The following is a 13,273-nucleotide window of genomic DNA, read 5'->3' as shown; positions in this document are numbered from 1 at the left end:
ACCAACCCAAAAGGCCAGAAATGTAAGAAATCCACTTAAGCGAAATTGCTATGTACGTTTAATTATTATATTCTGTAATGTGGAAGCTTCAATTGATAGGCCACAGAAGAAAAAATATTTTAGACGAGTTTCTCCTATTTAAATTAGTACATTTAAAGGTCTTAGATATGCTGTAGCAGGTTTTAGGATGAACATGTGGAATATGGCATATATGAATAACTAACTTGAATTCTTAAGTCAAGTAGTATATTCAATATAGGGGTATATTGACTGTTAGGATCCTACAGTTAACATTACTAATATGAATAATTATGTGAAATTATATGCAGATATTTACATGTTAATAAATTTTCAAGTCAGTTGAACTTTAATAATAATATAAACCAACAAAAAGAATGATTAAATAGTGAAAATAATTAAAGAAACTTTAAATGAATTAGAAGAAATAACTTCAATAGTTCAAACAACAATTAACAAAATATATCCTAAATATTATCCAAGTGAGGTAGTAAAATTTTTTCTCAATCATCACTCTGTAGACAATATTAGAAAAGCTTTAAATACAGAAACTATATTTCTTATTGAGCTTGATCAAAAATTAATTGGAACATGGTCAATTTTTAAAAATGAGATCAAAAGGATGTTTATTCTTCCAGAGTTTCAGGGATTAGGGTATGGGTCGAGACTTTTGGATAAACTTGAACAAAAAGCAATACAAGAAGGTCACTATACAGTTGAGCTTGACTCATCATTACCTGCATATAGTTTATATGAAAAAAGAGGATATGCTACTGTAAAATATAATAAAATCATCACATCAAATGATCAAGTACTTTGCTATAGCGAAATGTCAAAAATACTTAGTAATTCAGGATTTTTAATTGATTATAATAATCGAGTATTTACTTCGATTTCAAATAGTGATAATGGTGAAGCTTCTAATAAAACTACTTTTAAGTATAAACAAGAAAAGAATGTTATTTGGGCAGAGTATTTTGGCGGTGATATAATTAGGGGATACTTAGTCGGTACTTGTGACACAGAAGGAAAACTTGAATTTTGCTATCAACATATAAACATCAACAATCAAATACGAACAGGTAGATGCAATTCGAAGCCACAGATATTACCTGATGGAAGAATAAAATTAATTGAAGAGTGGGAATGGACAAATGGTGATAAATCTAAGGGAAATTCAATAGTAGAAGAAATTTAAAGAATAAGTAATACCTAATTAGAAATTAAAGCTTGATTTAGCAATGAAAATAAACATTATTTCATACTATAACAATTTGTAACTCTGTTAACTTCTTTAATATATATTTTGTTTAAATAGAACTTGTTATATATAATATTAATAAATAGTTATATTACAAAAATTAAGTATGATGAAAAAAATACTATTTGCTCAAGACAAGAGGTGATAAAATGCCGTGTGTACATAACTTTGGAATAATTGAAAACCTTGAAGATTTTAATGAAGATGAGTTTGAACCTGAAAAGTATAATTGTATTTTTATAGAAGATGACTTTTTAGGCGAAATATATCATGCAGGTTTTAAAGAAAAATTAGATAAACTTGAAACGTACTTTCATAACTTAAATCGACCAAATACAAGCCTTGCGTTCTATGGTACAACTTTGATACCGCAAACATCTCTCGAATATTTTCTTAGTATCACTATAAATGAAAATATTAAACATAATTCAAAAGAGCTTGAAATGTTGATTGAAAAGATATCTACTGCAATTAAAGAAAACAAATGGATGATTCATTATGGAATTTAAGTTATACTTAACGGCTACTTATATACGTAAGACTTAGATTTTAAATTATAGTATGTCTTACTAAAATATTCCGGAATTAAAAGTATTACCGTTAAAATATTTAATAATATCTATAGAGTAAAAAAGACTACTGGATATATTAGAGATTAAAAGCTATAATATATAGGAATTGAGGAAAGACAGAGTTCATAATATAAAATATAACAACTACTGATTTAATAACACTAAATTATAATATTAAATGTAAGTGTATTATAATTTATATAAGTAGAGTATATTTAATTAACTGGAGAAGAGAATAATATGAAAAAAATAAAAAACAATCACTATATTAGATTATTTATAGTTATTTTTGCTTTACTACTTGCATTCATTACATATAAGTATAAACAAAATAAAAAGAATGATATATATATTCCTGTTTTAATGTATCATAATATAGAACCAAATCCTGAATTTAAAAAAATAACTTATACAATAAAACCAGAACTATTTGAAAGTCATATGAAGGCTTTAAAAGAAAAAGGCTATAATACAATAACTGTTACTGAGTTAAATGATTTTATTAAAAATAAAAAAGAACTTCCTAAGAAACCGATACTGATTACCCTAGATGATGGAAAAACGAATAATTATGAATATGCGTATCCTGTTCTAAAAAAGTTGAATATGAAAGGAAATATGTTTGTCATAACCCATACTGCGGAGGAACATAAAAATGAGCAGTACTTAGACTGGAATAGACTAAAAGAGATGTATGATAGTGGGGTAATGGATATACAAGGTCACACTTATAATCTTCATCATAAAATTGATAATGATCCAGTAATATTTAATAAATTATATAGAGAAAGTGAAGATGAATATAAGGAAAGGATACTAAATGACTTTAAATTATCAAAACAACTTATAGAGGATAATATAGGAAATAAAGTGATATCTTTAGCCTATCCATATGGAGAGTATGATGATGAAATTGAAGAGATAGCAAAACAAGCAGGATATCAACAGACATACAGTACAGATACAGGAATCATGAGTAAAAAAGACTCACCTTACTTAGTAAAAAGAATAAATATAGATGGACTATGTTCTACAAGAAGATTAATATTTGAAATAGAAGCACTTAAAATACTTAAGAGTATATTTCATTAATAATATAGAAATAGTTTGTTTTAATAAAATAAGAGATAGTATTTATTTAATAAAAAGATACTATCTCTTATTTTTATTTTTTGACATTAAAAAAATATATGAGCATAAATATAAAGTAAAACTTAAAATAGATATGACTAGCTTGGGAGGTGGAAACTTGAGTAGTAAAGAAAAGAAAATCATTAATTATGTTAAAGATATAAGTAAGGCAGGCCTAATTAGTATAGGAATAACTTTGATATCTATAATAATACAAACTTTTCTTATGATATACACCAGTATTTCAGAAAACATATTACCTATAACAAATTCTATAATAATGATACTAAGTGTTACTATAGGAGCTATATATATATCTTTAAAGACAAAGCAAAAAGGATGGTTAAATGGAGCGATAGTAGGACTTACATATATGGCACTAATGGTACTGTTAAACATAGGTTTAGTAAATGACTTCGTTTTAAATAGTTATGTACTAATAAAAAGTGGGATAGTTTTAATAGTAGGTGTAATAGGTGGAATGATAGGAGTCAATCTAAAATAGGACTTTATTTAAAAAACATACTATGTTATAATTACTATAGTAAAAGAGTAGTAAGTTAATAGGAGGCATAGATATGAAACATATAAAAACTTTAAGTGGAAGTAACATGAAAAATGGTTTAGAAAACCGTGGATGTGGAGAATGTCAAACTTCATGTCAATCAGCTTGTAAAACTTCTTGTACAGTAGGAAATCAAACTTGCGAACAAAAATAGTTGTACATAAAGGTAGTGGGCAACCACTACTTTTTAATTTTGTCAAAATGAATTAGGAGGAAGTTTTATGGTAAAGATGCATAAATTCGAGCTTAATAGTAAAAAAATAGTACTAGATATAAATAGTGGGTCAGTTCATGTGGTTGACGACTTAATCTGGGATATAATAGATTTATATGAAAATAACGATTTAGAATATATAGTAAAAAATTTAAAAGATAAATATTTAGAAGAAAATATAAGAGAAGCATACGAAGAGATAAATACGTTAAAAGAAAATGACTTATTATTTAGTGAACCGGCTGACATAAGTAAATTTAAATATAATGAAGAAAATATAGTAAAAGCCCTTTGTTTACATGTAGCCCATGACTGTAATCTAAGATGTAATTATTGTTTTGCATCTCAAGGAGACTTCCATGGTGAAAGACTATACATGCCTTTAGAAGTTGGGAAAAAAGCTTTAGAGTTTCTAGTTAAAAGTTCAGGAAATAGAAGAAATTTAGAAGTAGACTTTTTTGGTGGAGAACCATTAATGAATTTTGATGTTGTAAAAGATCTAGTAGCTTATGGTAGAGAATTAGAGAAAGAATATAATAAAAACTTTAGATTTACAATAACTACAAATGGTATATTACTAGACGAAGATAATATGAACTTTATGAATGAAAATATGGACAACGTAGTTTTAAGTTTGGATGGAAGAAAAGAAATAAATGATAACATGAGACCAACTAGCAATGGTAAAGGAAGCTTTGATGTTATAACACCTAAATTCCTAGAGTTCGTTAAACTAAGAGGAGACAAATCTTACTATCTAAGAGGAACTTTTACAAGTAAAAATATAGATTTTTCTAAAGACGTACTATACTTAAATGAACTGGGCTTTGATAGTATATCAGTTGAACCAGTTGTGGCAAGTCCAGAACATGACTATGCATTACTAGAAGAACATTTAGAGAAAATAATGAAAGAGTATGAAGAGTTATCAGCTAAATATATAGAATCAAAAAAAGAAGGTAAAGGATTTAGCTTCTTCCATTTCATGATAGATTTAAATCAAGGACCTTGCTTTATAAAAAGAGTTGTGGGATGTGGTGCAGGAGTTGAATACTTAGCAGTAACACCTGAAGGAGATTTATTCCCATGTCATCAATTTGTTGGTAATGATGATTTTAAAATTGGAAACATTTACGATGGTATACAAAATACTAAACTCATAGATGAATTTAGACAAGCTAATGTATTTACAAAAGAAGAGTGTAATGGTTGCTGGGCTAGATTTTATTGTAGTGGTGGATGTCATGCTAATGCCTATAACTTCAATAAAGATATAAAAAAACCTTATACAATAGGCTGTGAAATGGAAAAGAAAAGAATAGAATGTGCTATATCTATCGCTGCTAATTTAAACTAGGGGGACAATGTAAATGATCATAGAATATGAAGGTGTAAAGCCAGAAATACATGAAACTTGCTTTGTAGCAGATAGCGCAGAAGTAATAGGTAGAGTAACATTAGGAGAAAATACTAGTATATGGTACGGATGTGTATTAAGAGGCGATGAAAATGTTATAAAAATTGGTAAGAATACAAACATTCAGGATGGAACAGTAATACACATAAGTAAAGATTATAGTACGGAAATAGGAGATTATGTTACAGTAGGGCACAAAGCTATAGTACATGCTTGTAAGATCGGAGATAATGTTTTAGTTGGAATGGGAGCAATAATATTAGATGGAGTGGAAATAGAAGATAATGTCCTAATAGGAGCAGGAAGTATAGTTACACCTGGAAAAGTAATACCAGCAGGATCACTAGTATTAGGTTCTCCTGCAAAGGTAGTAAGGAAACTTAGCGAAGAAGAAATTGAACAGTTAAAACAATCAGCATTAGACTACTGTACTTATGCTGAAAAACATAAAAAATAAAATACGAAAAGGAGGAGTTGGCATTGAAAAGAAGAAACTATGTGATTCTTGGAATAGTATTTATATTAGTTGTTATTTCTTCATATACAGCTATATTTGGTTTAAGCTTAGGAAAGTATAAAATCCCTCCGATTAAAGAAAAGATGCAACTAGGACTAGACTTAGCAGGGGGAGTATATGTAGAACTAGAGGCACAGACTAAAGATACTGGAAAAGAACTAGCAAAGAAAATGGAACAAAGTAAGTCTATAATCAGACAAAGAGTAGATACTCTTGGAGTTTCAGAGCCAAACATAGTTATTCAAGGAAAAGATAGAATAAGAATAGAATTGGCAGGAGTAAAAGATACTGAGCAAGCTTTCCAAATGATAGGTAAAACAGCTCAATTACAGTTTATAGATCCAGATGGAAAGGTCATATTAACGGGAAAGAATATTAAAAAGTCTGATGTTGCATTCCAACAATCAAATACATCAGCTAATACACCAATGGTATCTTTACATTTCGATGAAGAAGGAACAAAGGCTTTTAAAGAGGCTACAGGAAGACTTTCAAAACAAACTGAACGTGGAAAGAATATATTATATATAGTACTAGATGGTAAAACGATATCTAGCCCAGCTGTAGGAACAGAAATAACTAATGGACAGGCAGTAATAGAAGGTGGTTTTACTATAGAATCAGCTACAGAATTAGCTAACTTAATAAGAGCAGGAGCACTTCCAGTAGAATTAAAAGAAGTACAAACTTCAGTTATGGGACCATCTTTAGGATTAGAAGCATTAGATAAAAGTATAAAAGCTGGATCAATAGGAATAACGATCATGTTTTTATTTATGTTACTAGTTTACAGAGTGCCAGGATTTATAGCAGATATATGTTTAACTATTTATATACTTATAGTATTAACAATAATGAGTATATTAGAAGTTAAGTTAACACTACCTGGTATAGCAGGACTTATATTATCGATAGGAATGGCAGTAGATGCTAATATAGTAATATTTGAAAGAATAAGAGAAGAGATAAAAGCAGGAAAAACTGTTAGGATTGCGGTTGAAAAAGGATATAGTAGAGCACTGACAGCAGTTATAGACTCTAATACTACAACTCTTATAGCAGGAGTAGTTCTATATTATCTTGGAACAGGACCGATAAAAGGCTTTGGAGTTACACTAATAATTGGACTAGCTGTATCTATGTTAACAGCAGTATTTATAACTAAATATTTACTAAGATTAGTTGCAAATACTGAATTAGGAAAAAATAAAAAGCTATTTGGAGCGTAAAGGGGGTAGAGTATTTTGAACTTTATTAAGCATAGAAATATATTTTTTATAATATCTATAGTTACAATAGTTATAGGTATGGCTTTAATAGGAGTTAGAGGACTAAACTATGGTATAGACTTTACTGGAGGAACGTTAATTCAAATAGATCTAGAAAAACAAGTTCCAGTAAATGAAGTTAAAAAGATAGTAAGTGAATTTGATAAAAATGCTAGTGTAATACATGCTGGAAAAAATAAAGAAGAAGTAATAATAAAAAGTAGTCTAAGCTTGAGCAGAAAAGAGTCTGGTGAGATATTTAATAAGTTTAAAGAAAAATATAATTTAAAAGCTGACCAACCAAAGCAAGTTCAGGCTATAGGCGCATCTATGGGAAACGAAATAAGAAATAAAGCTCTGCTTTCTATTGTGATTTCATCTATAGGTATACTTATATATATAACTTTTAGATTTGAAATAGATTTTGGATTATCGGCAATTATATCCCTTGTTCATGATATTCTATTGATGTTTTCTATCTATTCCATATTTAAGTTTCCGATAGATAGTACTTTTATAGCAGCTATACTAACTATAATAGGATATTCAATAAATGATACAATTATAATATTTGATAGAATTAGAGAAAACTTGAAAATCACTAACACTAGAGACTATGAGAATTTAATTAATAGTAGTATAAAACAAACTATTAGAAGAACTTTAGGAACGTCATTTACAACATTGGTAACTATAACTCTACTATATGTATTAGGGGTAGAAGCTATAAAAGAGTTTACTTTACCTTTAATAATAGGTATATTAATAGGAACTTACTCTTCAATATTCGTAGCAAGCCCAATATGGTATATTTTAAAAACTAAAAAATCTCAAACTAACTAATAAAAAGTACTCCTTTTTGGTAATCTATAATAGATCCAAAAGGGAGTTTTATTATACAAGGAGTGTATATATGGAAGGGTTTAGGATAACTACAAAGTATAAAAATATTAAAAGATATAAAGAAATTCTTTCTATATTATCAAAATACGGATTTGAAATGGTAGCAGAGATTATAGGTGAAGGCATACCTTTTAAAAGAATAAGAGATAAGTTTGTAAAGAGGTTGTCAAGAGGTGAAAGAATAAAATTAGCTTTACAGGAGCTAGGACCTACATTCGTAAAATTAGGACAAATATTAAGTACAAGATACGATCTGATACCAGAAGATATAGTCGAAGAACTAATGTCATTGCAAGATAACGTAAATGAGTTCAGTGTTGAAGAGGTTAGAAAAGTATTTAATACTGAAACAGGATATTTTATAGAAGATGTATTTGATGAGTTTCAGGAAAAACCTCTAGCAGCAGCATCAATAGGTCAGGTTCACAAGGGTAAGTTAAAGACAGGAGAAAGTGTAGTAATAAAAATACAGAGACCAAATATAAAAGAAGTAATAGATAATGATATAAGTGTTCTTAGAAGTATGGCTAGGATAATAGATGATAAGTTTAATAAAGAAGGAATAATTAAGGCGTCAGATATAATAAGAGAATTAGCATACTCTTTAAACAGAGAGCTTGACTATACATATGAAGCACATAATGCACATAAATTTAGAGAAAATTTTAAAGAAAACAAAAATATATTAATACCTAAAATCTATTGGGACTATACTACTAGAAAGATACTTATAATGGAAGAAATAAACGGTATAAAGGTAATTGATATAAAAAGCATAGAAGAAAGAGGATGGAATAAAGAAAAGATATCGGAAATTGGTGCTAAACTATTTATGGAGCAAGTTCTTCTATATGGATTATTTCATGGTGATCCGCACCCGGGAAATATATTAGTAGTAAGTGAAGATGTGATTAGTTTTATTGATTTTGGAGTAGTTGGTTATTTAGATAATTTAATGCTAGAACTTATAATAACTTGTTTAAAAGCAGCAAGTGATAAAAATATAAATAAAATAGTAGAAGAACTATCGGACATAGATATGATTACATCAGAGACTGATGAAGTATCCCTAAAGAGTGATATATATAATATAATAAATTTTTACTTTGATTTACCTATAAATAAAATTGATTTTGCAGAAGGATTAAATGAACTGCTGATAATTCTTTATAAGCACAAGTTAAGAATTCCTCCTCAACTCACTTTACTTGTAAAATCTATAGTTACAATAGAAGGAACAGCTAGAATATTAAATCCTCAATTTGACTTTATGAATATATCAAAAAAAATAATAAAAGAGGTAAATCTAAAGAAGTTAAAAGACCTTAACTTTTTGGATGGAGCAAAGGTTATTTCGAATGCCTATGATTCATTAAAGAAAGCGCCTAAACAACTTTTTTCACTATTAAATAAAGCTGAAAAGAATAAAATTAAAGTTACTTTGAAGCACGAGGGACTAGAAAATTTAGAAAAAGAAGTAAATACTATGACTAATAAGTTATCATTAAGCCTTATGATATCATCACTTATACTAGGATCCTCTATAGTTATACACGCAGGAATGAAACCAAAAATATTTGGTGTATCAGCATTAGGTATAGTAGGATATATAGTAGGATTAATAATAGGATTCTTATTTATAATATCAGCAATAAGAAGTTGGAAAAGTAAGTCTAAAAGGGGGAACTAGATTTTGCAGAAATGGTTATTAAGAAATGTCAAAGCAGATTATAAGAAAATATCGAATACACTTGGAGTGAGTGAGCTTATTTGCAGAATAATGCTAAATAGAAATATAAGTGGTTTTGAACTAATGGATAGTTTTATAAATCCAAGCATGGACAAATTTCATAATCCTAGACTTATGAAAGATATAGAGTTAGGTGTAAGTATTATGAAAAAAGCTATTGAAAATAATCTTAAAATAAGAATATGCGGGGATTATGATCAAGACGGAAACTCATCTGTTCTAACATTATATAATGGATTGAAAAGATGTGGAGCAAATGTAGATTACGTTATTCCTCATAGGGTTATAGATGGTTATGGTATTAATGAAAGAATTGTAGAAAATGCTAATAAAGATGGTATAGATGTTATTATTACTTGTGACAATGGTATATCAGCAATAGACTCTGTGAAACTTGCAAAAGACCTAGGAATGAAGGTTATAATAACAGATCATCATGATGTTCCTAACACTTTGCCGGAGGCAGATGCAGTTATAAATCCTAAGAGAGTTGATTGTAATTACCCATTTAAAGAATTATGTGGGGCTGGAGTTGCTTTAAAGTTTATTCAAGTACTTTATGAAGAAATGAACGTTCCTATAGAGGAATCTTATAATCTACTAGAATTTGTTGCAATGGCTACAGTTTGTGATGTTGTAGACTTAGTAGATGAAAATAGAATTATAGTTAAAGAAGGCTTGAAAAGAATAAATGAGACTAAAAATATAGGTATAAGAGCACTAATAAAAGCTACAGGATTAGAAGGAAAAACTATAACAACTTATTCATTAGGGTTCGTAATAGGGCCATGTATAAATGCATCAGGAAGATTAGACAGTGCAGATATAGCAGTGGAGCTTTTCTTAACAGATAGCCAAGAAAAGGCTGAAGAATATGCTAACAAACTCCATAAACTAAATGAAGAGCGAAAATCTATGACTATTGAAGGTGTAGATAAAGTTATACAAAAAATAGAAGAAAGTAATATTATAAAAGATAAAATAATAGTAGCATATGAACCTAGCATACATGAAAGTATAGCAGGGATTATAGCAGGAAGAATAAAAGATAAGTATAACAAACCAACTATAATAATAACAGACTCGACAGAGGAAGGTATTTCTAAAGCTTCGGCAAGATCTATAGAAGAATATAATATGATTGAAGCGATAGCAAAATGTAAAGAACTTTTAAATAAGTTTGGTGGGCATCCAATGGCCGCGGGTTTTTCTCTAAACTCATCAAATATAGATAAATTGAGATATGAATTGAATGGTACAACAACTTTAACAGAAGATGATTTATTACCAAAGCTATATATAGATGCTCATGTACCTATAAATGTAGCATCGATAAAATTAGCAGAAGAATTAAATATGTTAGAGCCATTTGGAAAAGGAAATCATAAGCCAATATTTGCTGACAAAGGCATAATAGTCAAAAAAATTGATATTCTAGGTAGAGACTATAAAATTATAAAGATGTCACTACAAAATAAAAAGGGCAGGATAGTAACTGGAGTATACTTTGGAGATATAGAATTAATGCAAAAGTATATTATAAATAAGTATGGAGAAGAAGAGTTAAATAGAGCTTTTAATGGACAAGCCAATAATGTAGAACTTGACATAACTTATCTGCCTTCTATAAATGAGTACAATGGCAATAGATATCTGCAAGTTGTAATACAAGATTATAGATAAGTAGATGATTAATAAACCATAATGTTTAAGGAGAATTTAAATGGAAAAGCATAATGTTAACTGTATGATATGTGGAGAAGAACTAGAGTATAAATCAGAAGATAAATACTTAAAGTGCATGTATTGCGCGGAAGAGTATAAAAGTAATGTAAGTTGCAAACATGGACATTATGTTTGTGACAATTGTCATTCTGAAGATTCAATTGAACTCATATATAACTATTGCTTAACAACTAACAAAGCAAATCCAATAGAGATGTCTATAGAACTCATGCAAAATAGCAGAGTAAACATGCATGGTCCAGAGCATCATTTTCTAGTTCCAGCAGTGCTATTAAGCTCATACTGCAATGCTTCGGGAAAAAAAGATATAAAAGAAGAAAAGCTTAAAGTTACTAAAGAAAGAGCTGAAAAAATTCCGGGAGGAATATGTGGAAACTACGGAAGCTGTGGTGTGGGAGTTGGAACAGGATTATTTATAAGTGTGATAACAGAAGCGACACCATTAACAGAAAAAAACTGGGGTTTAGCAAATGAAATGACAGGAAATACTCTAATAAGCCTCGGAAAAATAGGTGGACCAAGATGTTGTAAAAGAAATTCGTTTATAGCCATAAATGAAGCCAGTAAATTTTTAAATGAAAGATTCAATATTAAATTATATGACTATAAAAATGATAGAGTTATTTGTAAATTTAAAAAAATAATAAACAATGTATAGGAAAAAGATGTCCTTTTTGCTAAATAAATAAAAGCTTACTTATGATCAAAATATTATAATATAAAAGTGGAATTTTACTCATGAATTTAGTTAATAATATATATTATAAGAAAAGGCAAAACAACAATGTCTTTTTAACAAATAAATATATAAAAAGGAGCGATGACTAAATCATGAGTATTAAAATAGATGAGGCTGCTGTAAATGAATTAAAAGGAAAAGGTATAAATGAAATAAGAATATTTCAGACATATGATACAGGTATATATTCAACACTAGTAGAAAATAAGGTAGTAAGACTTAATAAGCCAGAAGTTACAGATAATTATACTAAACATACAGTAAATAATATAAATGTATACCTACAAGATAACCTTAAAGACAAAACAGACATAACTGTTAGCTTAAGAGATGCAATGACTCATCCACAGCAAAATTTTTACGAAGTTTCATGGAGTTAACTAGAATTAAAGTACTAAAAAGATTATTCTTAAAGTTTTAAGAATAATCTTTTTTTATAAGAAAGTTATGTTCGAAGTTAAAATTACTGATATAATAAATACAAATAACTTTAAATATAAAAACATGAATAGAAACAGCAGGAGGAAAATGAATGAACTTAAAAGACAAGCTTATAAATATTTCAAATTTTCCAAAGGAAGGAGTAGAATTTAAAGATATAACTTCACTACTGAGAGATAAAGAAGCCTTTAAAGAATGTATAATTCAGATGGCTAATTACTGTAAGGGAAAAAATGTGGATATGATAGTTGGAGCAGAAGCAAGAGGATTCTTAATGGGTGCTCCATTGGCTTATGAAATAGGATCAGGTTTTATACCAGTTAGAAAAACAGGAAAGTTACCAAGAGAAACTATAAGTCATGAATATGCACTTGAATATGGAACAGATAAATTAGAAATACATAAAGATGATATTTCAAAAGGAGATAAAGTTTTAATAGTAGACGATCTATTAGCAACAGGTGGAACAGCACTAGCTTCGATTAAAATGGTTGAAGAGCTAGGAGGAGAAGTTGTAGGAGTGATATTCTTAATAGAACTTACAGAGTTAAAAGGAATAGAAAAACTTAAAGGATATGATGTTAAATCGATAGTTAAATTTTAACTTTTCAGTATAAAAAATCACTTGGATTTTAACTTTGCTTTATACCTAAGTGATTTTTATTTATTTAAATATCCTTATAATAAGAATTTTTACTAGGGATTTTTTTAAAATTGTTTTGGTTATGTAT

Annotated in this window: 14 protein-coding genes; all 14 read left to right on the top strand. The window is 28.6% G+C overall.

Annotated elements, in window-relative coordinates; translation table 11 throughout:
* Nucleotides 1-406: 406 nt before the first annotated feature.
* The 14 genes from CURI_RS08750 (at nt 407) to CURI_RS08690 (ending at nt 13,146) form a co-directional block, all read left to right on the top strand.
* Nucleotides 407-1,216 carry a GNAT family N-acetyltransferase gene (locus CURI_RS08750; protein WP_014967892.1) on the top strand — a complete coding sequence of 270 codons (810 nt, stop codon included), beginning with the start codon at nt 407-409 and terminating at the stop codon, nt 1,214-1,216.
* 212 nt (nt 1,217-1,428) lie between these two features.
* A complete protein-coding gene (locus CURI_RS08745) occupies nt 1,429-1,788 on the top strand; it encodes a hypothetical protein (protein ID WP_014967891.1) in 360 nt (119 codons plus the stop codon).
* Between the two features lie 303 nt (nt 1,789-2,091).
* Entirely contained in the window at nt 2,092-2,943 is an 852-nt protein-coding gene (locus CURI_RS08740; protein ID WP_014967890.1) for a polysaccharide deacetylase family protein, read from the top strand.
* A gap of 157 nt (nt 2,944-3,100) precedes the next feature.
* Nucleotides 3,101-3,487, top strand: a complete 387-nt coding sequence (locus CURI_RS08735) for a TIGR04086 family membrane protein (RefSeq protein WP_187287393.1) — start codon at nt 3,101-3,103, stop codon at nt 3,485-3,487.
* A 73-nt stretch (nt 3,488-3,560) separates the two neighbouring features.
* The gene (scfA, locus tag CURI_RS15390) at nt 3,561-3,701 is read left to right on the top strand and encodes a six-cysteine ranthipeptide SCIFF (RefSeq protein WP_014967888.1); all 141 of its coding nucleotides are present in this window, start codon (nt 3,561-3,563) and stop codon (nt 3,699-3,701) included.
* Between the two features lie 67 nt (nt 3,702-3,768).
* Nucleotides 3,769-5,118: a thioether cross-link-forming SCIFF peptide maturase gene (scfB, locus tag CURI_RS08730; protein ID WP_014967887.1), complete on the top strand. Its 1,350-nt coding sequence runs from the start codon at nt 3,769-3,771 to the stop codon at nt 5,116-5,118.
* A gap of 13 nt (nt 5,119-5,131) precedes the next feature.
* Entirely contained in the window at nt 5,132-5,635 is a 504-nt protein-coding gene (locus tag CURI_RS08725; protein WP_014967886.1) for a gamma carbonic anhydrase family protein, read from the top strand.
* A 23-nt stretch (nt 5,636-5,658) separates the two neighbouring features.
* Complete coding sequence (gene secD, locus CURI_RS08720) at nt 5,659-6,924, top strand: protein translocase subunit SecD (protein WP_041701712.1); 1,266 nt, start codon at nt 5,659-5,661, stop codon at nt 6,922-6,924.
* A gap of 15 nt (nt 6,925-6,939) precedes the next feature.
* Nucleotides 6,940-7,806: a protein translocase subunit SecF gene (gene secF / locus CURI_RS08715; RefSeq protein ID WP_014967884.1), complete on the top strand. Its 867-nt coding sequence runs from the start codon at nt 6,940-6,942 to the stop codon at nt 7,804-7,806.
* A gap of 70 nt (nt 7,807-7,876) precedes the next feature.
* On the top strand, nt 7,877-9,556 hold the full coding sequence (locus CURI_RS08710; RefSeq protein WP_014967883.1) for an ABC1 kinase family protein: 1,680 nt from the start codon (nt 7,877-7,879) through the stop codon (nt 9,554-9,556).
* A gap of 3 nt (nt 9,557-9,559) precedes the next feature.
* Nucleotides 9,560-11,299 (top strand): single-stranded-DNA-specific exonuclease RecJ, encoded by a 1,740-nt coding sequence (recJ, locus tag CURI_RS08705; RefSeq protein WP_014967882.1) that lies wholly within the window; start codon nt 9,560-9,562, stop codon nt 11,297-11,299.
* 40 nt (nt 11,300-11,339) lie between these two features.
* Nucleotides 11,340-12,020: a DUF5714 domain-containing protein gene (locus tag CURI_RS08700; protein WP_014967881.1), complete on the top strand. Its 681-nt coding sequence runs from the start codon at nt 11,340-11,342 to the stop codon at nt 12,018-12,020.
* 173 nt (nt 12,021-12,193) lie between these two features.
* Nucleotides 12,194-12,481 carry a hypothetical protein gene (locus tag CURI_RS08695; RefSeq protein ID WP_014967880.1) on the top strand — a complete coding sequence of 96 codons (288 nt, stop codon included), beginning with the start codon at nt 12,194-12,196 and terminating at the stop codon, nt 12,479-12,481.
* A 152-nt stretch (nt 12,482-12,633) separates the two neighbouring features.
* Nucleotides 12,634-13,146: an adenine phosphoribosyltransferase gene (locus CURI_RS08690; RefSeq protein ID WP_014967879.1), complete on the top strand. Its 513-nt coding sequence runs from the start codon at nt 12,634-12,636 to the stop codon at nt 13,144-13,146.
* The last annotated feature ends 127 nt before the right edge of the window (nt 13,147-13,273 follow it).

The sequence above is a fragment of the Gottschalkia acidurici 9a genome (assembly GCF_000299355.1).
GTDB lineage: Bacteria > Bacillota > Clostridia > Tissierellales > Gottschalkiaceae > Gottschalkia > Gottschalkia acidurici.
The sequence above is the reverse complement of the archived record's forward strand: the minus strand, read 5'-3'. Positions and strand labels throughout refer to the sequence as shown.